A 21,389-nucleotide genomic window follows, 5' to 3' on the forward strand; every position below is an offset into this window, starting at 1 on the left:
TTTTAAGGGCACATTCTGGTTAAAGTGTGATAAACCTAGATTCATTTCTCCTTTAAGAATCTTTTCCAAATCAGGTGACTCGCTGAAGGGGCTTATTTTTTAGCGAATAGGCAGAACTCTGCAAAGGATTCAACCCTGCTCTTCACCTCTCCATTATAAAATTGGTAAGCCTCTGGTGAGAAAAATAAAAACCGCCTCTCAAGAGACGGTCCTCGCTTATTTACTTTCTTTCCACATCTGTACTTTTTCGAAGAACATGGCTAACGCCTCTTTATTGCCCATGTTCGGCACCTTAGCAAGCAGCACTTCTCGTGGGGCTTTCAGTTCTACCCCTTGTTTTTGCAAGATCAGGATACTCTTCTCATGTGCACGTGAGGTAAACATTCCCTCTGGCAGCTGGATAACGGCCTGAATCCATGCATGCTTTTTAATAAATTGATGCAGCTCTTTCGCCTGCTCAGATTCAAATAATGTTGCTGGAATAAGGAAGAACAGGTAGCCGCCTTCTTTCGTATGCTTCAATGATTGCTCGATAAATAGGTGATGTGAGTAGCTCATCCCTTCAGCTGCACATAATTCGTAATCAAGTGCTACCTCTTCATTTGGGTAATAGCCGACCGGCAAGTCACACACAACTGCATCAACCGGATCTACCAGGAGAGCTTCCAGAGAATCCTGTCGATACAAAGAAATCGGCTGCTCGATCAACTCGGCTGTGGCTGCAGCTAAACGAATCAATAACTCATCTACTTCGACACCTGTTGCCATTACCTTTCCTTCAAGTGCGTTCATCACAGTAAACATCAAGTTGCCTGTTCCAACGGCTAAATCTGCTACAGAAATCGCTCCTTTTTTCAGTTCTTCCTCATAAAACTGCTCTACAAAATAGCTTACAAGCAGTCCTAATGTATCCGGCGTCATTTGATGGTTAGGCTGTGTATTCTTCCGCATTCCCTTTAAAATGGCAATTTGGATTGCTTTACGCATGTCTTCTTTCGCAGCGCCCTCTACCTGCCATGTAAATTTCCCGTCAAGGGTTCCTTCAAGCGTTGCAAGAACCCCATCCAAATACGTCATATCCTGTTTCTCGAATTTCTCCGCCTGCTCATTCACAATCGTAAAAATCTGTTCAAACTTTTCCATCCAAAACTTCCTTTCCTAAAAACACATTTCTGTCTCAATGACGAAGATGTGCCTCATCCTTCACAACTTTATAAAATAAATTACTTTCCGTAAATGAAAGAACTCACCCTGTCGAGTGAGTCCGAGTTTGTCCTTTTACACTTTACTATAAAAGTACGAAAAAGAATATTATTTAGTCAATGCTTTTACAGCTTCGATTGCTGCATCATAATCTGGATGATCAGTCGCCTCTGGAACATATTCAACATATGTTACTTTTCCTTGTGCGTCTACTACAAATACAGAACGAGTTAATAGGCGTAGTTCTTGAATGAGCACACCGTATGCTTCACCAAAAGAGCCATCACGGTGGTCAGATACAGTTACGACATTGTCGATACCTGCAGCACCGCACCAGCGCTTTTGAGCAAATGGCAAATCCATCGATACTGTATAAACGATTACTTGATCGCCGAATTCAGCAGCAGCTTCATTGAATTTTCTTGTTTGAGCATCACATACTCCTGTGTCCAAGGAAGGGACAACACTGAACAAGCGAATTTTCCCTGCTGAATCTTTCAATGTTACTTCTGATAGATCATTTGCCAGCACTTTAAAATCAGGTGCTGTGTCTCCTACTTTTACTTCACTGCCGATTAACGTTACCGGACTTTGTTTGAATGTAGTTTGAACCAATGAAAACGCCTCCTTACTATATGTATTTTATCTTACTAGATTTAACAGAAAGAATGCAACTTCCAACGCTTCATAGAAAAGGAAAAGATGCTGTCCGTTCTAGACAGCTCTATTATTCTTGATACATATCTATTAATGAAGCATGCTTTCTAATTCAGTAAAATACCCTACCACCCACATCGTAAAGAGAGCGCCTAAAAATAAATTTTCAGGCGCTCTCTTCATCGTCAAATTGAAGGTGTCGATACTATATTAGTATCCGATATTTCCTGTGTTAAAACCTTTTTCTTCGAAAATACCTCTTCATGCACTACTGTTGTATCTGCTACAAAGTCCTGAATAGCTTTATGATTTGGTGTAAACACAACAATTAAATATGGTAATTTAAAAAACGTGTTGCTGATAAATCGGCCAATACCTTCCCTGAAGAGAACAGATAACCAATCCATTGGCTTGCCATTGTCTTTTTTGACCCGCAGGCCAAAGATCATTTTGCCGACCGTTTGGCTCCAAAGTTTCGTCAATAGAATAAAGTATGCATAATAGACTATTGCAGACAGAATAACGATTGGCCGATACCATACTGACTCATCGAAGCTCCAATCCATTAAGTGGAAGATCGGATTGACTACAATGCCAATAATCGCTGAAATAACAAGGGTATCAATCAAAAATGCCCAAAAGCGTATCCAAAAGCCTGCCGCCTTCTCCTCATATACTTCAACTTCTTTTACAATTCGCTCTTTAGGAATGACCGTAGTTTCTTCTTTTTCAAACATACATAATCACTCCTTTCTTAATAGTCCCCGTAGAGATACATCATACGCGGCGAATTGCTAGTAGATAAAATCTTCTGCATCAATTTCTCTTCTTCCGATGGGCCAAAGAATGCACTTACTTTCATACCAAGCAAGCTGCCCAGACTATCATTTGCCGATGAATATTCAAACAGCTCCGCATCTTTCAAATCAAAATCTGAGCGTAATGCAGCTACCGTATCTTCGACATCACCGATTTCATCTACGAGCCCAGCACGCATTGCTTGTGTTCCACCTAAAATGCGGCCATCAGCTACCTGTTTTACTTCTGCTTCCGTCATACCACGGCCTTGCTCTACTACGTCCACGAAATCCTCATAGGACTCATTAATGATTTCCTGCAGCATTGCCTTTTCTTCTTCTGTTGAAGCTCGGGCACCGCCAAACATATCCTTATGAGCCCCCGATTTGATTGTTTCAAATTCAATTCCGACCTTTTCAGCCAGTTTTTCATAATTGAATGCTTGCATAATCACACCGATTGATCCAGTAATCGTCTCTTTTTGAGCAAAGATTTTATCTGCCGGCGCGGCAATATAATAACCGCCCGAAGCAGCATATGTACCCATGGATACATAAATCGGAATTTGTCTCTCTTCCTTTACTTGAATCAGCTTCTCATAGATTTCTGCTGATTCTAATACGCCTCCCCCTGGAGAATCAACATGCAATACGACTCCTTTAACCGTTTCATCATTCCTAATTGACTCTAACTGGCTCAAGAATCCTTGATGATCATATTCCACCTCTTCCCAGATCGAGCTGGAGCCCGTATCCAGGATTGTTCCTTTTACTGTCAGCAGCGCAATTCGGCTATCAAGATCGCCTGCTTCAAGCGGCAGTTCGTATACTGTTGTATCTGTTTCTCCAAATGCACTTTCAAAGCTTGAGAAAAAATCTGTTTTAAACAACGCGATAATGGAATTCAAGCCTAAAGAAAATACGAGTAAGACTGCTGCTGCGATTAGAGCAATCCATCTTTTTGTATTCATTCAATCGCCTCCCTACTATAGTGTATACGAATCAGTTCCTGAAATGTTTCGGAAATTCAAAAATACTATTTCCAAGAAAAACAAAAATGCATCTATGCCTGTTGAGCTGTGACCAACGCTGGAGAAAGACTCGAAGCACGACAAATACGAGAAGAGAATTTCGAAGCGATCTCGAGCAGCCGACTGAGCATGACCAACACCTTTCTGTTGGAGCTCCATACCTCCCTGCACTACCATTTATTTACCATTAAAAAAGCCGCATTGCAGGATTTCCCTTTCAATGCGGCTTTCAAACAAGGCATTACTATTTATTAACTATGCTGTTTGCTATACTCAGCATTTCGTAATTCCACTCGACGAATTTTACCGGATACCGTTTTCGGCAACTCTTCCAAAAATTCAATTTTACGCGGATATTTATATGGCGCCGTCAGTTCTTTAACATGATCCTGCAGCTCTTGAATGATTGTTGGACTATCTTTTAATGTATGATCACGCAGGACAACGAATGCTTTTACTATGCTGCCTCGAATCTCGTCCGGGCTCGCAACAACAGCACATTCTTGTACGGCAGGGTGCTTTACCAGCGCATCTTCAACCTCGAATGGCCCAATTGTATATCCAGAAGAAATAATAATATCGTCTCCTCGTCCCTCAAACCAGAAATATCCTTCTTCATCTTTGCGTGCACGATCCCCGGTAATATACCATTCTCCGCGGAATTGCATGCTTGTGCGCTCTGGATCCTTCAAGTACCCACGGAACAAAGCAGGTGAGGATTTATGGACGGCAATATCTCCTATTTCCCCAGCAGGCAGGACATTTCCTTCATCATCGATAATATCGACAATATTCCCTGGAGTAGGCTGCCCCATTGAACCTGGACGAGGCTCCATTCCCATTAGTGTACCGACAAGCAATGTATTTTCCGTCTGACCATATCCATCACGTACCTGGACATCAAATTCATGTATAAACGTTTCAATTACTCCCCGGTTCAGCGGCTCCCCCGCTGATACAGCACTTCGAAGAGCTGATAGATTATAGCTGCTCAAGTTATCTGCTTTCGCCATTAAACGATATTCTGTCGGTGTACAGCACAGGACATTAATCTTATGCTCCTGCAACAGTTCCAAATATTTCACTGGATCGAATTTCCCTTTATAAACAAATGCTGTTGCACCGCTGCCAAGCGAGGCTAAGAACGGGCTCCAGATCCACTTTTGCCAACCAGGGGCTGCTGTAGCCCATACAATGTCTCCGTCTTCTACACCTAGCCAGCTGCTTGCAGTCGTACGCAGATGTGCATATCCCCATGCGTGTGTATGGATAGCTCCTTTTGGGTTTCCAGTTGTCCCGCTTGTATAGGCAAGAAAAGCTGTATCCTCTGCTTGCGTTTGTACACCATCAAACGTCGTCGGTTCATTTTTTGCTTTCTCTAATAACGGCTTCCATGGCTCAACAGCATTTCCTACTACAAACAATTGCAGGCCATTCAGCTGCTCAACCTCATCGAATTCCCCAAGAAACTGTTCGTATGCTACAATTCCTTTCGCCTCTGCATGAACAATACGATAGTCGATATCCTTTGCTCGCAGCAATTCGGAACTTGGAATGATTGTAAGACCTGCTTTTAAAGCCCCGATATATGTTACGTATGCCTCCAGGGAACGCGGTACCATAACAAGTAATACGTCTCCTTTTTGCAGTCCTTCATTTTTAAAAACGTTTGCTACCTGACTTGCTTTTTTGATGAGCTCCGCGTATGTAACTTCTTCGATGACATCATTTTCATGACGAATAAGCAATGCTTTTTTATCCCCCTGTGCAGCATGCTTTTCAATTTCATCCACAATGTTATACATTTCAGGTGCTAATAACTGTTCTCGGTTCATTAATAACTCCCCCTTATCCCCTTTGCCTTACAAAGTATATTATACTTTGACGTGTTTGATTTTTCAAAAAAATCCATATATTTAGAAAAAATATTTTGCTTATAGTACTTTTTTCTGTTTATACTATCCAAAGATAAAGGGGTATTGATGAATTTTTTAATGAAGCAAGCCGTGTTATTTTTTTGTTTCTTTACAAAACAAAGAACTGCTGTATAAGCTTTACGCTTATACAACAGCTCTGTTGTTTTAATTAATTATTGGTTTGTACCTTTTAATTGAGATTCAGCCATTTGGACAAGACGTTTTGTGATCTCTCCACCTACTGAACCGTTAGCGCGTGAAGAAGCTTCTGCTCCTAATTGTACGCCGAACTCTTGAGCGATTTCATATTTCATTTGATCAAGAGCTTGTTGCGCACCTGGTACGCGAAGTTTGTTTGAGCTACGATTGTTGTTTGACATCGTGTTTCACCTCCTTGTGCATATAGAATGTGCCAGGAGGAGAATTTCATACACAAATATTTTACGGTAATTTATTCTTCAAACAGGAATTTATAGTAAATCGGCAAATTTGTCTTCCTGTACTTTTTTCTCAGGCAGGATATGCACTTCTCGATTCTTTACGGCGCGTTCAATATATTCATCAAATTCCGTAAAGCTTTCATAGTGCATTACCTTTTCTAGTTTCGGTTTTGTTTTTGGACTTGCTGGTGTAAAAATTGTACAGCAATCCTCATATGGCAGAATCGATGTTTCGTACGTACCGATACGCTCTGCAATTTCGATAATATCTAATTTATCCGAAGCAACAAGCGGACGAAGGATTGGTGTACTTGTGACAGCATTAATGGCTGTAAGACTTTCAAGTGTTTGAGAAGCCACTTGCCCTAAACTTTCTCCCGTAACGATCGCTAATGCGCCGATTTCTTCCCGCACTTTATCAGCGATGCGCAGCATCATACGGCGAGTCGTTGTCATCGTCATATTTTCCGGAACGCTTTCTTTTATTAATACTTGCAATTCCGTAAACGGGATAATGTGCAGACGAATTTTCGCACCGAATTTTGTTAATTCATTTGCCAAATCTTTAACTTTTTGCAATGAATTTTGGCTTGTATAGGGAGGACTGTAAAAATGAATCGCCTCTAGACGTACGCCCCGCTTCATCATCAAATAACCGGCAACTGGACTGTCGATTCCGCCTGATAGCATTAACAGCGATTTGCCATTCGAACCAACCGGCATGCCGCCAGCACCTGGAATGACTTGTGCCATCATATAAACAGCATCTAAACGCACTTCAATACGTAATTCTACATCCGGTTTTTTCACCTTCACAGATAAATTTTGATATTTTCGAAGCACCGTCCCACCAATTTCTCGCTGGATTGCATGTGAATCAAGCGGGAAATTTTTATCTGTACGGCGAACCTCTACCTTGAATGTAATGTCCTGATTTTGATAAAGCTCCATGATTTGAATAGCTAAAGCTTTTATCTCATCCATATCTTTGCCACATGAAGCGACAGGGCTAAATGATTGAATGCCGAACACCTCAGGCAAGCGCTCCATCAATGTATTCATTCTTTCTTCATTTTCTATCTCTATAAACATCCGGTCTCGTTCGGCCCGAATTTTTAAGGGCATCAAATCGTTGAAGGAATAACGTACATTTTCTCGCAGACGGTTGATAAAATCATTTTTATTGCGGCCTTTCGTTGAAAGCTCGCCATAACGAATTAAAATCTCTTTCCAAATCATACTACTACTTCTCCTTTTAATTGCTTCATCACTTGCTCGAATACTTCCTTAAAGGCAGCAATATCGGCTTCTGTTGTTTGCATGCCGAAACTTAGACGCAGCACACCTTTTTTAAAGACCTGCTCCACCTGTAATGCCTCTACAACATGACTTGTTTTTGTTTGCTTTGATGAACATGCGCTCGATGTGGAAACAATCACGCCCGCTTTTTGCAAGGCATTAATCAAAATTTCCCCTTTTAGCCCACGTACACTAAACGATAAAATGTATGGTGCTCCTAATTCTGTAGATAATAAATGAATCTCATTTCCGAAATGTTGTAGGTATGTGCGGAGTTCTGTCTGCCATACTACATATTTTTTATACTGGATATCCATATTTTCTACAGCAAGCCTTGCCGCTTTCGCAAACGCGACTGCTTGTGGTACTGCTACCGTTCCGCTTCGCAGGCCGAATTCCTGACCGCCGCCTACAATATACGGAGCGATTTTGAAAGCTTTCCGGAAAGCAATGACGCCAGAACCTTTTAATGCATGAATTTTATGACCCGAAATTGTTAGGATGTCGGGTCCTGCTTCCCCATCGAACGAAATCGGCAGCTTGCCAAAGCTCTGCACCGCATCCACATGAAACATCGCACGGCTTTGTGAATGAATAATGCTTGCTGCTTCTTTAATCGGCTGAATAGCGCCCATTTCATTATTTACATGCATGATGCTGACCAAAATGGTATCCTTGCGAACCTTTTGTTTTAGTTCCTCCAAAGAAATAACACCATGTGAATCAACGCCCAGGTACTCGACTTCAAATCCCTCTTCAGCTAGCCGCTTTACAGCTTCCAAAACAGATGGATGCTCGATTTCGGTTGTTAGAATATGCTTTCCCTTATGAGTGCTAACTTGGGCTGTGCCAAAAACGGCAAAATTATTTGACTCTGTTCCACCAGCCGTAAAAATCACTTCTTTTGACTCTGTATTTAAAATCTGCGCAACTTGTTCGCGTGCCCGTGTTAGAAGCGTATGGGCTGTGACACCTGCTTCATGAATAGAAGCTGGATTTGCATAGTACAGCTCATTCACTTGAACAAATGTATCCAGCACTTCTTTATGCGGCTTTGTTGTCGCACTATTGTCTAAATAAATTATGTTGTCTTTCATTATGAGTCTCACTCTTTCAAAACATTGATTTAACGGTATTTATCATAACGCAATATGCCGTGAATGACCATAAACTTTTCTTGGCAATCAAGATTAGTCGCCAATTGGTCGCTTTTTGGTCACCTGAAAATATAAAAGACCACCCATTATAGAGTGGTCTTTTATATTAATGATTTAGTTCGTATCTCCTTTTTCCATTTTACGTAATACTTAAGCATAATTTACAGTTGTTAAATATAAACTATAAATACGCTTTATACTTTTATATCATTTAAGACTATATTAGAGATATCACTACCAACGATAGATTTCACAAAATCTATATACGGTGATCCCACTGAATCTCCTCTTACTCCAGTTTCTTTAAATATAAATTTTATATCATAAGATAACAGTTCTGCCGAAGTCATTAAATCAGCGAAGTGATGAGTATATCTTTTAATATCGGAAAAAGCATTTTTGTAATCAGATAAAAAATAAACAATATTTTCTATCTTCCCTAATTTATGATTTTTATACATTACTAAATAGCCTACAACTGTATGTCCTGTTCCATTCCAATTTTCATCAAAATCATCCGGATTAATTAGACCAAGGATAAAAAAAAACTCCATTTCTGAATGTGCAATTAATCTTGAAAAAGAATATGCTTTAAAATTATTCATATATTTATTTTTCACTCCCTCACATTCTATACTAAAATAAATTGTTAATTATTACAAATAAAGATATTTAGTTATTTACATTTATTTATATTTATTGTAATATAATACATAATTTGGAGGAGGAATAGGATTAATGAACATACTAAAAAAAATTCCATTATTATTAGTTTTATGTCTAGCTTTATTTGCATCATCTTCTTTAGTAGCAAATGCTACAGATTATTGCAATAGTTCGGTAAACAATAGTAGTAAAAGCGATGATAAAAAGGTTGTTGTGTATAACGGGAATTCACTTCGTGGAGCATGTCATATTCAACGCCTTCATATGGCCAATCCAGGTGCTAATAGTTGGTATGTAGATGGTGTAAAAAAGTCTCAATTTTCTTTTGCTTTTGATCGAACTGGGATGGCAAGCGTAGCAGCAATAGTTATTAGAGATTCAACAGCTCAACCTAGTTATGCTGGCAGATACGTATCTGAAGCTTACGTAGCCACTTTAAACCAAGATGTAAGGGTTGTGTGGGAGAATTATCAGGGATTAAAGTCTGTATATACTATGTTCCCTACTAAAAGTTACGGTTCTAAGGGACCTATTATGTTACCAACTAGCATTACACCTATTGACGAGTTACAGTTAGAATCTAAGGATTTAGAATCACAATAAACTTTTCAAGCAATTTTTCTCTAATTATAAGTGGAAGTAAGCATTTAAAAGGATTTCTCTTTAAATAGAGAAGTCCTTTTCTTTAAATCAGGCCAAAATCTTTGGAATGTCAACACTAAACTGGACAAAAATTATAGGAGCTGTTGCTTGAATTCCATAGGTGTTAAATAGCCCAGTGTTCCATGAATTCGAATGTTATTGAACCAATGAACATAATCACCAAGTTCAAGAGCGAGCTGTTCAAGGGAAGAGAAATGGGCTCCGTTAGCGAATTCCGTTTTAAATACCTTAAACATCGCTTCGGCCACTGCATTGTCATAAGGGCAGCCTTTCATACTTAGTGACCGCTGGATTCCGAAGGCTCCAAGAGCTTCTGAAATTAGTTGATTATCAAACTCTTTCCCTCGATCTGTATGAAATAATTGAACGTCGTTCAAGTTTCCTTTAATGCCTGATAAGGCCTGATAGACAAGCTCTGCGCTCTTACTTGCACCAGCGCTATGGCCAATGATTTCACGATTGAAAAGGTCAACAAATAAGCATACATAATGCCATTTTGTTCCGACTCGGACGTACGTTAAATCACTCACAATAACAGCCAACGGCTCTTTTTGTTTAAATTGTCGTTGTAATTCATTTTTTACAGGGGCTTCATTGCACATTGATTGATGAAGCTTGAATTGTGCGATTGTATAGTTCGAAACAAGCCCTTGTTCCTTCATGAGACGTCCAATTCGACGACGTGAAACCAGCATTGGCTTCGGCAATTTAGCTAATTCCTTTTTGATTTTACGTGTACCATAATTGTTTCTGCTTTCTTTGAAAATACGGGCGATTTCTTTAGAAATTGCTATATCTTCGGTCTTTTGTGCACGCTTATTGGATAGATCAGCGTGATAATAATACGTACTTTTTGGTAAGTGGAGGACGGCACACATTGCTGATACCGAATATTTGTGAGCATTATTACGAATCACATTTATTTTCGTCCCATAATCAGCGCTGCTTGCTTTAAAATATCGTTCTCCATTAGTAAACGTTGGTTTTCTTTGCGTAATCGAGCAAGTTCATTTTCTTCTTCTGTTCGATTATCTTTCGCTGTGAATGATCCTGTTTCCTTATGATTTTTAATCCAGCGATCTAACGCAGAAGGCGTAATATCATATTCTCGGGCAATGTCCGCACGAGACTTGCCGTTTTCATAAAGTTTCACTAATTGCAGTTTAAATTCGGGTGTAAATGTTCGACGCCCGACGTGTCATAATAGCACGCTCCCTTTAATTGATAGTCTAAGTTTACAAGCCCTTATATTATCTGTCCAACTTAGTGTAACCTATCCACTTTAAAGCAATTTTTTCTTAATACCAATCGACATCATCTTTCCAATATCTAATTAATTCAATATACAATAATATTTTCTTCATTGTTAAAAGATACTAAAGGCTTTTCCATTTATGGCGAGATCTTTTCCATTCCAAAACCACTTCTCCCAGCAATTCTACCTATTAAAATGTATAGCAGCTGCCGCTGATTTAGGTTGAACTCAGCCTGTAGATACCTGAATACATAATTCTAATTGTTACTAATGCACCCATTGATCGATATTGTTTCTTTATCAGTAACCTTCCTGGCCTTGGCTATGCTGCTTATCTCATCTTCGTCTATAAACGTCAGCAGGCTCTCTTCTAGCTCTCTCGATGCAATAATTAACGGCATCTAGTTTCGTCTGGCACTTAATATGGAGCGTAATTTTTTTGTCGTGTGTAGTTGTGTTGACTTGCAATAAAGTTAGACTATAAATTCTTCATTCTACTTTGGCATATAAAAAATACCCAAAAAGTTAGTTTTCAACTCTAACTTTTCGGGCATCTTATTATCATGTGATGTACTTTACTTTTTAATTAATTCATACGATTATCAATAACTTAAGAATCGTCTCACCTTTAAATTATTTAGGGAAAAATACAGGATAAGCCGTTATTACAATATAATCATATTGATCAAATTCTCTAGTAGACCACCCTTTTGGATCATATAGAACAACTCTGACAGTCTGACCCTCTCTAGCGTTATCTCTTTGTTTATAAATTTTATAATCGTCTACTCTGACATAATAACGATCATAATCGACTACATTTTTCATTATATCTATAGTAGCATGAGGGTTATATACTGCTTGGAATTGGCTTTTCCCGTTAAAAGTGTACATCTTTTTAGCTAAGATATTATTTTGCATATGCCCCTTATAAATATGACAATACCCATAATTTTCCCAACCTTTACCTGAAGGCATCATAATTTTACTTCCATGAATAGTATTAAAGTCGGTACCTAAAATATATCTAGCTTGTGTATAAGGTCCACATTGTTCATTTATTACCATCTTTAATTGATTGTAAGGAACTTCTGACCAAGGCGTAGATATGTAATTAAAAGTACTAATCTGCATATTTTCAAGATCTTCTTTTTTTTGGCTTAGTAAAATCTCTTCCATTTCTTCATAAGAAGGGATTCCCATATTATCTATCTCTCTCTCGAATGCTTGGACTTCTTCTGGTGTTGCTTGAATTTCTATACCCATATCAGGATAACTAGCATGTGCTTTACTTGAAGATAATAAAACAACTATGGCTAAAAGAACCATAAAACTAATACGATTGGATAAACGTTTGATTTTCATCACCTTTTCCTTCTAAAAGTATTTTTTGGGGAATCCTAATTCTTCCTTAACAGCAGAATAATATTTATATTTTTCTAAATCTACTGTCTCGAAAAAATACTCTCTAATATTAACAAAACTATCAGGATATAGTAAACCCTCAAACCTTTCTTCAAAAGGTAATTCCTTATCTAATAAGTAAAGAAATTTAATCACAAAAAATACAGTAATAGGAAAATCACTTTTTAAATGATTGTAGTTTTCTAAGAAATTTCTTATAAAAACGGTTATATCATGAATTTTTTTTTCCCCATTAGTCTTATCCTCATTTTTTTCCGGACCAAAAGCTAGTGAAGATCTATAATAATGATTTATCAACATACCTAGAAATGAAAAAAGAGAACCCTTTCTAATAGAAATATCACTATTATTAAAGCCTTCGTAGTACGGATAGCTTAATTCCTCTTTCCAATTTAAAGCAACATCAAATCCAACATGTTCCACTGCTTCGTATACTTTATTGATTTTTACATTAATTAAATCATAATTTTCCATTACCCTACTCATCTCCTTAAACTTTTTAATCAATCCTCTATTTTACTTTTATTATTTGTCTACCTTACAAGCATATATGGTCATGCATGTATTACACCTCCTTAAGAAAAATAATGCTTTAAAACAAACAATCTTTATTTTAAATATCACACCTTGTTAAAGAAAATCGATACTTTATTCCAATTATAAACCAGTATTCTTAATTCCTCTATGACCCTCCCCTAACGTCAATGCAGATGACTAAAAATCGATTATCTTTAAAGTGGATAATTGTAAGCGTGTAATTGCAATTTTTATAAAGGTATACGTGAACCTCTCCCTAATAACTGTGGGTGACAGTGTTCTATATAAGACAGCTCATCGATATAGAAACGGATCCTCACTTTATCAGCCGTTATAAACGCGTTGTTTCTACCTAGTGACAGTGGTACTTCTAAAAACTCAAATATATTCATCTGGCCGATTGATTCCATATGTTCAAAATGCGTCATATTTATCCTCCTACCATTCCAGCCCATTCTCTATTTGCGTATAGTCGTTTATTTCCTAAGAACTTTCACGTTCAATTAACCAATCGTAAAACGGTACTGGGCGCTCTTTCTGCACATTGTCTTCCACAATAGCAGAAGTGGCAGCAGGACGTTTTATACGCTCTTTATCCTTGCCATAAGCGCCAGTAAAGATAGCTCTTAATGTACTTGTAATTGTTAACGTACCGTTCGCAATATCACGGAAAATGTTAGTCAAAATGTCTTTAGCGTTCACAAAATCGCGTACATCGTTCATCTTTGTAGCCACTATGCATTTATGTAGTTCATCTTTCAATTGATCAGCGAGTGGCAGCGAGTACATGAAATCGTAAAGCATCCTTTGCCATTCATTCATATATTCCATATGAGCTTCCTTTTCCGTGTGGGTATTATTATATATTTCTTGTAAAGAGCTTGTTTTGGAAAGATTAAAAGAGCTAAATGATTGGTTAGAACTGACCCCATTGATTGGGACAGTTAAAAAACACCTTTAACAAGAATTCGGGTATAGATACCTAAAATTCTAGTTGGAGGTGTTTTTTCTATCGGTACAAGAGTTAGCTATCCATATGAAGTTAAAATGAAAGCGATTGAAATGCGTTTAGCAGGTAAATCCATTAAAGAAGTCATGACAGAACTAAATATTCGAAATAAAACACAATTGTCATCACCTCCTTGCCGACATAATTCGAGGGAGGCAAAGTTAATCCTTCTATAGGGTCCAAAATTTAAATTTGGCATAAAATTCAAAGAAAAATAATTTATTATACTTTAACTACTTCTATATAAGATGAGTCCTATATAAGCTAATAAATACTTTTGTTCATGTACAGTAAGCTAGCTGTTTCCGATGAAAGGGCTGGTTCCCCTAGTAATGGCATATTATCATATTATGAATATAAGGCAGATGCTTGATTTATTTTATTCCTCTCCTCATGAAGCGGCTATTACTTATTCTCATATTTTCAAAAGCATCTATATCTACTAACTATGTTTACCTACAAAATAGAGCGTTCGAAGACAATTCTGCTTATTTAACCAATTACAAAAAGGTACTAAACATTCATTGTAAGTCTTGTTTACTCTTTGTTGACATCTTTGCTCGCCTAATAAGTAATAAAGTCGCAAACGGCTAGTAGTTTGTAATCAAAACAAATAAATTAGCTAGATAGTATTATAAAAATTTGGTATATTTTATATTACTTGGGTGACATAAAAGGAGGGAAATCTTTTTGACTGAGACTACGATAAAAAAAATACAACTGCCATCCACTATTATCTTGATTTTATTGTTCTTTTGTATGGTACTTAGCAACAATATATTATTTTTCCCATTATTTTTAATTTTACTTTCTCTAAGCTTATTTTTGATTAGCTTGCGATTATATTTTAAAAAATATGATCCGACTCTACGTCCATTAATTTCAATCATTCGCCTTGGTATTATAATTAGCTGTTTCATTTTAATTATGATCGCAATCCAAAATATTTCGTATAACTGAAGAAGGAGAATTATACTATGAAAACTGCTAAAAAAATATTATTTTTATTAACGTTAATTTTATCATTTGCATTTTATTCTGAAAGTATATCTGCTGCAACTATAAATCAAGAGGATGAAATTAAAAATATTAAAAACTATATAGAAAATTCTGTCGCTGAATTACATTACAAATTTAATGAGTTAAAATCACATCAGAATGTTACTTTAGAGGAAATTCAAAATTTAATTGATTCACATTATGAAGCAAATCCTGCTCCCGAAGTTATGTTGAAGTCTAATTCACTTGATATTCAAGATATATATCCAGAGTTAACAGAAGAAAATAATAAAGCTTATGAAGAAAGTAAAGGTAATTTAGGAGTTTTTATTAATTCACAAAAAGAAACTAACGAATTAGGGACTGTCTTCACCTTTAAACATGATAACTCAGATTCAGATTATATTGATGTTTATCTAGGTAAGACAGGCGATATTTCTTTAGTAGAATTTAAAACTGTTGGGCAAAGTCAGGCAATCCAACCATTATATACCCAACAAACTACTCCAGTCAAAAGAACAACTGGTATAGCTTATAATGCTGTAGGACTTAAAATGTTTGATCTTTGGGCAGAAGCAAGCTTTAAATATAATGGTTCAAGTGTAGCATCACAAAATCTAGATGGGAATTATAAAAGGTACGCTGCTGGTGGTACTCTAAATCTTATACCTGATACAGTAATGCCAAGAACAAGAACAGTTGTTTTAGAAGGATATCGATATGCTGAAGTTTATTCACGTTTAAGATCTCAATCAGGTATTGGTATTCAATGGGCTCAATGGACTATTAAAGATGCCTTGCTCGAAGCAATGGTTGGTTGCACAGTGGACGGTAGTGTTTATGGTGGGTTAAAGGTTGTGTAATAAAAGCCATTCTTAAATTGGATTTTTTATTTAAGTCAGAGGACAAATAAAATTTTTTCCTCTGAGTATGGCGTTTGTTTTTTAACTCCCCTCAAGAATTATAAATGAAAAAAGTCATCTTCTCTTAAGATTCTTTATGCTATCTCATATAATAGAAAATATGGTGCTTACTAGAACGAAGATGGCAAATTATAAGAGTATCCTTATTCTCTTTGCTATAATTACGATTCATTACAACAAACCGTTAACCTATAGAATGAGCCTTGACAACTCGTTCTGCCTTTGTGTAATTATATAAACACCAAAAAGCCCGCTACCAATTAAGGTAACGGGCTGTTATTATGCTATGCAGGTATTGGCTCAGCATAGGTTAAAATGCTACGCTGTTTCATTGCTAAAATTGCATTGTTTGCTACTGCTTGTGTTTGATACGTTCCTGTTATGAATCGCCATTTGTCCCCTGCTTGCATTACTCGGACGTAGTCTGGATTTGCGATATTATGTTTCCCAAGAGCCGCTTTTGCAGCATTAGCCTGCGCCTGTGTCGCAAATGTACCGGATTGGACTCGGTAAAGCTTGCCATCGTTTACACCTACCACTGCCTGCCCTTTATCATTAACAATAAGCTGTACACGTAGCTTACTATTCGAAGGAACAAAAACAGTCCCCTCTAATTTGTAGCCAGCTGGTGCTTTCCAATTCACCGGGATTTCGAAATGAGGTGCATCATATTGGCTCGCCGGCCAGTAACCTCCCCAAGTGATTCCCAGCTTCTTGGCAATAGCGCCGACTCTTTTTAGGGTATTAAGGTCATACAATTGCTTTGGTGGAGCTACAGCGATATCCCATGCTCGGCGCGATGTATGGTTACTCAACTTTGTCCAAGTCACTTTCGATAACTTTTTTCCAGCAGCATCGAATAGCCGGGTACGTCCCTGCTCATATAAATAGTTTTGTCTGCCTTGTGGTCGGTATGTTTCGGTTAAAAAGATATCGTCTATACCTTCTTTGGCACATTCCTGAAATAAAAGACGGCAGGCTAATTGTGCATCTGCCGTTAGCTCCGATAAATCTCTACATGTTTCTGTAATGCTTACCATTTGCCGTCATCCTTTCTAGGCTTGTCATATCGCATGACTCGATTGCTGTCACTAATTCCGTCGGTAGTTGGATCAATGATAATACCTAGTAGCGCTAGGATGCTCAATACTGTCTCTGTAATCGCTTTAACCTGCTCATTGTAAATTGTAATATCGACATGAAAAATGCCCGCTACCTGATTAGCGAGCACAATGAGTAAGGCGATTAATGCCACCCAGAATTGTTTGTGTTGTAAACGTACTTTCCAATTGATGTTCATGTGATTTCCTCCTATAAAAATTTAGTGATAAGATAATAAATCAACCCACCTGCTGAAAATAAAGCCCCTAAACCACCGCTGACTTTTAAAAATACCGTCGAAAATGTATTCCATTTAAGCATTTTCAACTCATGGTCCTGTGTAGATTTATTGGTTTGGTAACCCATCGCGCTTTCTACAATGTTAAATAGCTTTTCTGTTTGTTCCTTCATAGTGTTACGAGTGTCACGATTTTCGGTAAGGATTGTATTTTCTAACTTTAATGACTGGTCTTCTAATTTCTTCAGTCGGTCTTCATGATCTTCCAGGATACCCTTATGTTCCTCCATCGTTTTATACATTGATGCACTTCCTTCCGTTGGAATCCTCATTCCCCCTTAATCCTTTGGCAATATAAAAGCCCTCCACAATCAATATGTGGAAGGCGAGTTCTCAAACCCATAGGATTATTCATTTTCCACTGGCATATTAACGGTTGAGTATAATGCACAATCTGATACGTATGTGTTTAATTTTGGCACCCAACTATCACGCCTTATTTGTGTTCCTGCCCAAATAAATACCTCAGCGTAACCTCTCCCTAATGCTTGTTGTGCTGCTCTTTCAATCAAGGGCCATTCTTTCCAAGCGTTTTCATGTAGCAATACAAAGCCTGCAAAATAATGCTGCTGGCTATAGTCATAATCCATATCATACCAAGGTTGTGTAAATACTTCCTCATGTTGTTTGACTTCTCTTGTCACCCAGTCATAATCTTCTATTTGTATAAAATCTAAGTTAGGGCGTTTCCAGTAGTCTTTTGGAAAGTTTACAATCCTTAAAAACTCCGGCACACGCTCTACATCGATGACCGATGGAGGGAAGAATAACGTTGTAAATAAACAATTGGGATATTTATTCGCAATTGTTCTCATGAAATCCGTATACTCGCCCAAATACTGTTGCAACTTTAATGCCACTTCAATATTTTGTTCTGTCATTGGTATGTCCGATGTAGGGTGAACGGGCAAATCATAACCCATTTCTCGTTTAAATCGTTCTACTGTGCCCGAATCATAGAAACAAGGAGGTCGTCCAGGAAATGGCTTATTGACATCCCCCGGCGCAAACTCTTGCCACCAATACCAGGATTCGCCCACCTGTAAAATGGGCTGAAATCCCTCTTCTACTGAAATATCAAGTGTTTCACAGGTGATTTTATCAATATACTTTTTCACATCATCATTATTTGGACTGCAGAAGGATGTAGGCGGTTGCCATCCTGTCTGTCCTGGATAACCATCACTCATGCGCTGTTTCCATTCTTCAGGCATTTGCAGGCATTCCATTGATACAGATGTAACAAATTCATTAAAACCATTTAATTTCATATGTTTTAGATAGCTATGCAGCCACGTTTTAAATGCCGTATTTATGCCTGCGTCGGGGTCAAGGTACATTGTTGTGTGCCCTTGATTAATAAAACCGGCAGAGCCTTTTTTATCATAAAAGTGGGAAGCACCGATATATAGATTAATCATGCCACTATATCCAAGCAATTTCATCATTTCAATCAATCGTTTTGGATTTTTGTTGTATTCATCATCAAAACCCTCCGCTATTCGGTATGGATTAGCTTGCATTGGTGGCGGTATGCTACCTAGATCGCCGCCTGTTGATCGCATACCTCTAAAAGTAATAGAAAATGGCGTGCTTATACCAGTACATTCAAGTGTGTCAGATTTGAAGCCTTCTGGTATACATGGAAATGTAATACTGTGTATATCGTTAGGCATTAAAGGCTCTAAGTTAGCTATGTGTGTGCCCTCAAAAAGTTTATCAAAGTCTAATGTGTATTCATCGCTTTCGTTGTACTCATAGTCAATGTAGACAGTCGCAGCATACGGAATGCCACTTTCCGCAGTGTAGACTTCACCTTTCACAAAATCCATATCAAAATCTATACCTACTTGACCTGTACCACTCAAATAAATTGGAGTCTTAATTTCGATTGTTACTTCATTTTCTGCATCCCACTCATAACTGTATTCATACTCAGTTTTTTCCCAACTTACTGTATAACGTTTAGGGGTTATCCATTTTTTTGATAGTGTTTTTTTACCATCAAAAATGAAACTATCTGATGCCTTTTCTTTTTTTCGAAAAAAACCTAGTGTGACGTATTTGAGGGAATCACCATTGCCGTAACGGATAATAGCAGCTGGTTGGTGTTTAATGTCATCATAAGGTACGGCGTTGACAAACGATGGCACAAACTTAAACGTGCTACCTGTGTAGTTTTTATCTGTTTTCTATTTTACGTAATCATGCGCCCAAAAATCTTCACTACTAAATCTTAAACCTATATAATCGCCGATAGTACGAAAATGTCCTGTTACTTGTAAAGCGTCGTCTGCCAAGCTTGTAACTACACCAATTGCTTCATAATTGAACAGTGTTGTAAATAAATCAGGATGGAATCTTTGATAGTTTGACATGAATTAAGTCCTCCCAATTGCATGCATTGATATTTGACTGCCAGTACCGCTGCATTGTATTTGTACACCTGTATATAGCTCAACACCATTTTCATTCGTTGATAGCATATTGATGCTTGGATTGCCAATACCACCATACACCTGTGCATTTACTGTAGGAATAGTTCTGTATTTTTGACTAAAGTTTATTGTTACAATAGAAGCAAACGGAACAGTAGTCCATTCCGTCCACACATTTCCTTTATTCATCCCTGAACCAGTGTCGGTGCTCAGTGTGACGTCCACAGATGCGAAGCTATTTATATTAACTTTGGTTTTTACTTCTTGAGCTTCTTTTTCCTCTTCTGCTTCTTTAGTTCGTTCATAGTTAAAGAAGTCAAAGATGACCCTACCAACCTGAATCCTCGAAGTAACCTTTTGAAATGGATCACGTTCATACGATAAGACGCGTAAATTTATATTAATGTCTAATAATGGCTCAACAACTTGTACAGTATCACCAAGTTCTAGAGTAGCAAGATGCGCATATTCTGGCAGATGTCCCAAATCGAGAACATTTACTGATTTCGAAATCGAAGTAGCAAATATGGAAGTAACAAAAAACATCGACACTATTACATTTGAACAATTTGTCGCTAAGTGGTTAGAAAATTATGTAGAGGTAGACCTTGCTGTTAAGACAAGGGACATTTACAAATATCATTTAAAACACGGCATACTTGATGAATTAGGGAGTTATAAGCTATCGAAAATTAAAACTTTTCATATTGTGGAGTGCTTTAAAAAGTGGAAAGAAAATGATGGCAATGGCAGTACCAGCAGTGGAAAACACACGGTGTTAAAAAGTATCTTCACTAAAGCTATGGAATGGAAGTTAATTAATGAAAACCCTATGCAAGGTATAAAATCTCCTAGGGTCCAAAGAAAGAAAAAAGGATTCTATGATGAACCACAGTTAAAATATTTATTTAGAGTTATTGAAGAAATAAATGTTGTGCATAAATTAAAGATTAAATTGGCTGTGTTAGCCGGATTAAGAATAGGAGAAATCTGTGGGATTCGACTGGAGAACTTGAACTTTAAAAATAACACTATTTTAATCGATAAAGCATTGTATTTTGACGATGAAAAAAAGGAATTAATATTAGCATTAACAAAAAACAAAAAAACTCGCACCGTGCATATACCTGCTGCATTCATGCGAGAGTTAGAAAGTTATTCTAAAGAGCAAAAGAAACAAAAAATAAAAATGGGTCCAGCTTGGAAACCTATGTTAGATGATGATGGTCAGCCTATTAATTTCCTTTTCACAAATGAAGAAGGTTACCCAAATCATCCTCGATCAATGGCTACTGTTTGGACAAGATTAGTGAATAAATACAAATTGCCTAAAATCACATTTCACGATTTACGCCATAGCTATGCAAGTTATATGGTTAGCAAAGGCGTTAACTTTAAAATCATTCAAGAGCAACTTGGTCACTCTGATATAAAAACTACACTTAATGTATATAGTCACTTAACTGATCGTGATAAAAAGAAAGCGAGCGACTTATTTGATGAAATCTTATAAATGGTCACTTTTTGGTCGCTTACCGATATGTGACTCACCTGAAAACCTTATATATCAACATT

24 protein-coding genes and 1 pseudogene are annotated in these 21,389 nt (G+C 37.5%); 5 read left to right on the top strand and 20 right to left on the bottom strand.

Annotated elements, in window-relative coordinates:
* Positions 1–216: 216 nt before the first annotated feature.
* From AA0Y26_RS16110 to sppA, 4 genes are all read right to left on the bottom strand, one after another.
* A complete protein-coding gene (locus AA0Y26_RS16110; protein WP_413363095.1) occupies positions 217–1,143 on the bottom strand; it encodes a class I SAM-dependent methyltransferase in 927 nt (308 codons plus the stop codon).
* Between the two features lie 168 nt (positions 1,144–1,311).
* Entirely contained in the window at positions 1,312–1,818 is a 507-nt protein-coding gene (gene tpx, locus AA0Y26_RS16115) for a thiol peroxidase (RefSeq protein WP_413363096.1), read from the bottom strand.
* A gap of 227 nt (positions 1,819–2,045) precedes the next feature.
* Positions 2,046–2,597, bottom strand: a complete 552-nt coding sequence (locus tag AA0Y26_RS16120) for an RDD family protein (RefSeq protein ID WP_413363098.1) — start codon at positions 2,595–2,597, stop codon at positions 2,046–2,048.
* Between the two features lie 17 nt (positions 2,598–2,614).
* Positions 2,615–3,628 carry a signal peptide peptidase SppA gene (gene sppA, locus AA0Y26_RS16125; protein ID WP_413363099.1) on the bottom strand — a complete coding sequence of 338 codons (1,014 nt, stop codon included), beginning with the start codon at positions 3,626–3,628 and terminating at the stop codon, positions 2,615–2,617.
* Between the two features lie 108 nt (positions 3,629–3,736).
* Between sppA and AA0Y26_RS16130 the strand changes: the two genes are divergently transcribed.
* On the top strand, positions 3,737–3,943 hold the full coding sequence (locus AA0Y26_RS16130; protein ID WP_413363100.1) for a hypothetical protein: 207 nt from the start codon (positions 3,737–3,739) through the stop codon (positions 3,941–3,943).
* Here AA0Y26_RS16130 and mbcS read toward each other — a convergent pair.
* The 5 genes from mbcS to AA0Y26_RS16155 form a co-directional block, all read right to left on the bottom strand.
* On the bottom strand, positions 3,940–5,523 hold the full coding sequence (gene mbcS / locus AA0Y26_RS16135) for an acyl-CoA synthetase MbcS (RefSeq protein ID WP_413363101.1): 1,584 nt from the start codon (positions 5,521–5,523) through the stop codon (positions 3,940–3,942). The two genes, AA0Y26_RS16130 and mbcS, sit on opposite strands and share 4 nt — an antisense overlap.
* A 254-nt stretch (positions 5,524–5,777) precedes the next feature.
* Positions 5,778–5,984 (bottom strand): alpha/beta-type small acid-soluble spore protein, encoded by a 207-nt coding sequence (locus AA0Y26_RS16140; RefSeq protein WP_036156212.1) that lies wholly within the window; start codon positions 5,982–5,984, stop codon positions 5,778–5,780.
* 90 nt (positions 5,985–6,074) lie between these two features.
* Positions 6,075–7,283 (bottom strand): tRNA uracil 4-sulfurtransferase ThiI, encoded by a 1,209-nt coding sequence (gene thiI, locus AA0Y26_RS16145; protein ID WP_413363102.1) that lies wholly within the window; start codon positions 7,281–7,283, stop codon positions 6,075–6,077.
* The gene (locus tag AA0Y26_RS16150) at positions 7,280–8,440 is read right to left on the bottom strand and encodes a cysteine desulfurase family protein (RefSeq protein ID WP_413363103.1); all 1,161 of its coding nucleotides are present in this window, start codon (positions 8,438–8,440) and stop codon (positions 7,280–7,282) included. The genes thiI and AA0Y26_RS16150 overlap by 4 nt, the downstream gene beginning before the upstream one ends.
* Positions 8,441–8,694: 254 nt before the next feature.
* Positions 8,695–9,105 (bottom strand): hypothetical protein, encoded by a 411-nt coding sequence (locus tag AA0Y26_RS16155; protein WP_413363104.1) that lies wholly within the window; start codon positions 9,103–9,105, stop codon positions 8,695–8,697.
* Positions 9,106–9,238: 133 nt separating this feature from the next.
* On the opposite strand from AA0Y26_RS16155, the gene AA0Y26_RS16160 reads away from it, so the two are divergent.
* The gene (locus AA0Y26_RS16160; protein WP_413363105.1) at positions 9,239–9,769 is read left to right on the top strand and encodes a hypothetical protein; all 531 of its coding nucleotides are present in this window, start codon (positions 9,239–9,241) and stop codon (positions 9,767–9,769) included.
* A gap of 131 nt (positions 9,770–9,900) precedes the next feature.
* Here the strand turns inward: AA0Y26_RS16160 and AA0Y26_RS16165 are convergent.
* From AA0Y26_RS16165 to AA0Y26_RS16185, 5 genes are all read right to left on the bottom strand, one after another.
* Positions 9,901–10,991, bottom strand: a protein-coding gene (locus AA0Y26_RS16165) for an IS3 family transposase (RefSeq protein ID WP_413368259.1) whose coding sequence is annotated in 2 segments (ribosomal slippage) — positions 9,901–10,751 and positions 10,751–10,991 — 1,092 coding nt in all. Because the reading frame shifts where the segments join, the coding sequence is not laid out codon by codon here.
* Positions 10,992–11,717: 726 nt separating this feature from the next.
* On the bottom strand, positions 11,718–12,449 hold the full coding sequence (locus AA0Y26_RS16170) for a hypothetical protein (protein ID WP_413363106.1): 732 nt from the start codon (positions 12,447–12,449) through the stop codon (positions 11,718–11,720).
* Between the two features lie 12 nt (positions 12,450–12,461).
* Positions 12,462–12,983 (bottom strand): hypothetical protein, encoded by a 522-nt coding sequence (locus AA0Y26_RS16175; protein WP_413363107.1) that lies wholly within the window; start codon positions 12,981–12,983, stop codon positions 12,462–12,464.
* A 293-nt stretch (positions 12,984–13,276) separates the two neighbouring features.
* The gene (locus AA0Y26_RS16180) at positions 13,277–13,474 is read right to left on the bottom strand and encodes a hypothetical protein (RefSeq protein WP_413363108.1); all 198 of its coding nucleotides are present in this window, start codon (positions 13,472–13,474) and stop codon (positions 13,277–13,279) included.
* 55 nt (positions 13,475–13,529) lie between these two features.
* Positions 13,530–13,868 carry a hypothetical protein gene (locus tag AA0Y26_RS16185; RefSeq protein ID WP_413363109.1) on the bottom strand — a complete coding sequence of 113 codons (339 nt, stop codon included), beginning with the start codon at positions 13,866–13,868 and terminating at the stop codon, positions 13,530–13,532.
* A gap of 189 nt (positions 13,869–14,057) precedes the next feature.
* On the opposite strand from AA0Y26_RS16185, the pseudogene AA0Y26_RS16190 reads away from it, so the two are divergent.
* Positions 14,058–14,183: pseudogene (locus tag AA0Y26_RS16190) on the top strand (IS3 family transposase); the annotation flags it as partial.
* Positions 14,184–15,032: 849 nt separating this feature from the next.
* Complete coding sequence (locus AA0Y26_RS16195; protein ID WP_413363110.1) at positions 15,033–15,917, top strand: hypothetical protein; 885 nt, start codon at positions 15,033–15,035, stop codon at positions 15,915–15,917.
* A 344-nt stretch (positions 15,918–16,261) separates the two neighbouring features.
* On the opposite strand, the gene AA0Y26_RS16200 is transcribed toward AA0Y26_RS16195, so the two are convergent.
* From AA0Y26_RS16200 to AA0Y26_RS16225, 6 genes are all read right to left on the bottom strand, one after another.
* Positions 16,262–17,017, bottom strand: coding sequence for a M15 family metallopeptidase (locus tag AA0Y26_RS16200; RefSeq protein WP_413363111.1), 756 nt, complete (start codon positions 17,015–17,017; stop codon positions 16,262–16,264).
* Positions 17,011–17,277, bottom strand: coding sequence for a phage holin (locus AA0Y26_RS16205; protein WP_413363112.1), 267 nt, complete (start codon positions 17,275–17,277; stop codon positions 17,011–17,013). Before AA0Y26_RS16205 ends, AA0Y26_RS16200 begins: the two co-directional genes overlap by 7 nt.
* 11 nt (positions 17,278–17,288) lie before the next feature.
* Entirely contained in the window at positions 17,289–17,648 is a 360-nt protein-coding gene (locus tag AA0Y26_RS16210) for a hypothetical protein (RefSeq protein WP_413363113.1), read from the bottom strand.
* 75 nt (positions 17,649–17,723) lie between these two features.
* Positions 17,724–19,529, bottom strand: a complete 1,806-nt coding sequence (locus AA0Y26_RS16215; protein WP_413363114.1) for a hypothetical protein — start codon at positions 19,527–19,529, stop codon at positions 17,724–17,726.
* A 39-nt stretch (positions 19,530–19,568) separates the two neighbouring features.
* Positions 19,569–19,754: a hypothetical protein gene (locus AA0Y26_RS16220; RefSeq protein ID WP_413363115.1), complete on the bottom strand. Its 186-nt coding sequence runs from the start codon at positions 19,752–19,754 to the stop codon at positions 19,569–19,571.
* A gap of 3 nt (positions 19,755–19,757) precedes the next feature.
* Complete coding sequence (locus tag AA0Y26_RS16225) at positions 19,758–20,360, bottom strand: hypothetical protein (protein ID WP_413363116.1); 603 nt, start codon at positions 20,358–20,360, stop codon at positions 19,758–19,760.
* On the opposite strand from AA0Y26_RS16225, the gene AA0Y26_RS16230 reads away from it, so the two are divergent.
* Positions 20,341–21,327 carry a tyrosine-type recombinase/integrase gene (locus tag AA0Y26_RS16230; protein ID WP_413363117.1) on the top strand — a complete coding sequence of 329 codons (987 nt, stop codon included), beginning with the start codon at positions 20,341–20,343 and terminating at the stop codon, positions 21,325–21,327. The genes AA0Y26_RS16225 and AA0Y26_RS16230 overlap by 20 nt on opposite strands.
* Positions 21,328–21,389 lie beyond the last annotated feature (62 nt).

The sequence above is a fragment of the Lysinibacillus canaveralius genome (assembly GCF_047301505.1).
Classification (GTDB): domain Bacteria; phylum Bacillota; class Bacilli; order Bacillales_A; family Planococcaceae; genus Lysinibacillus_B.

Bases quoted from the DNA above. Each gene is read 5' to 3' on its own strand.
- AA0Y26_RS16110 (WP_413363095.1), bottom strand. From the start codon at position 1,143: ATGGAAAAGTTTGAACAGATTTTTACGATTGTGAATGAGCAGGCGGAG.
- AA0Y26_RS16120 (WP_413363098.1), bottom strand. From the start codon at position 2,597: ATGTTTGAAAAAGAAGAAACTACGGTCATTCCTAAAGAGCGAATTGTA.
- sppA (WP_413363099.1), bottom strand. From the start codon at position 3,628: ATGAATACAAAAAGATGGATTGCTCTAATCGCAGCAGCAGTCTTACTC.
- mbcS (WP_413363101.1), bottom strand. From the start codon at position 5,523: ATGAACCGAGAACAGTTATTAGCACCTGAAATGTATAACATTGTGGAT.
- AA0Y26_RS16140 (WP_036156212.1), bottom strand. From the start codon at position 5,984: ATGTCAAACAACAATCGTAGCTCAAACAAACTTCGCGTACCAGGTGCG.
- thiI (WP_413363102.1), bottom strand. From the start codon at position 7,283: ATGATTTGGAAAGAGATTTTAATTCGTTATGGCGAGCTTTCAACGAAA.
- AA0Y26_RS16150 (WP_413363103.1), bottom strand. From the start codon at position 8,440: ATGAAAGACAACATAATTTATTTAGACAATAGTGCGACAACAAAGCCG.
- AA0Y26_RS16155 (WP_413363104.1), bottom strand. From the start codon at position 9,105: ATGAATAATTTTAAAGCATATTCTTTTTCAAGATTAATTGCACATTCA.
- AA0Y26_RS16160 (WP_413363105.1), top strand. From the start codon at position 9,239: ATGAACATACTAAAAAAAATTCCATTATTATTAGTTTTATGTCTAGCT.
- AA0Y26_RS16170 (WP_413363106.1), bottom strand. From the start codon at position 12,449: ATGAAAATCAAACGTTTATCCAATCGTATTAGTTTTATGGTTCTTTTA.
- AA0Y26_RS16175 (WP_413363107.1), bottom strand. From the start codon at position 12,983: ATGGAAAATTATGATTTAATTAATGTAAAAATCAATAAAGTATACGAA.
- AA0Y26_RS16180 (WP_413363108.1), bottom strand. From the start codon at position 13,474: ATGACGCATTTTGAACATATGGAATCAATCGGCCAGATGAATATATTT.
- AA0Y26_RS16185 (WP_413363109.1), bottom strand. From the start codon at position 13,868: ATGAATGAATGGCAAAGGATGCTTTACGATTTCATGTACTCGCTGCCA.
- AA0Y26_RS16195 (WP_413363110.1), top strand. From the start codon at position 15,033: ATGAAAACTGCTAAAAAAATATTATTTTTATTAACGTTAATTTTATCA.
- AA0Y26_RS16200 (WP_413363111.1), bottom strand. From the start codon at position 17,017: ATGGTAAGCATTACAGAAACATGTAGAGATTTATCGGAGCTAACGGCA.
- AA0Y26_RS16205 (WP_413363112.1), bottom strand. From the start codon at position 17,277: ATGAACATCAATTGGAAAGTACGTTTACAACACAAACAATTCTGGGTG.
- AA0Y26_RS16210 (WP_413363113.1), bottom strand. From the start codon at position 17,648: ATGAGGATTCCAACGGAAGGAAGTGCATCAATGTATAAAACGATGGAG.
- AA0Y26_RS16220 (WP_413363115.1), bottom strand. From the start codon at position 19,754: ATGTCAAACTATCAAAGATTCCATCCTGATTTATTTACAACACTGTTC.
- AA0Y26_RS16230 (WP_413363117.1), top strand. From the start codon at position 20,341: ATGGAAGTAACAAAAAACATCGACACTATTACATTTGAACAATTTGTC.
- AA0Y26_RS16225 (WP_413363116.1), bottom strand. From the start codon at position 20,360: ATGTTTTTTGTTACTTCCATATTTGCTACTTCGATTTCGAAATCAGTA.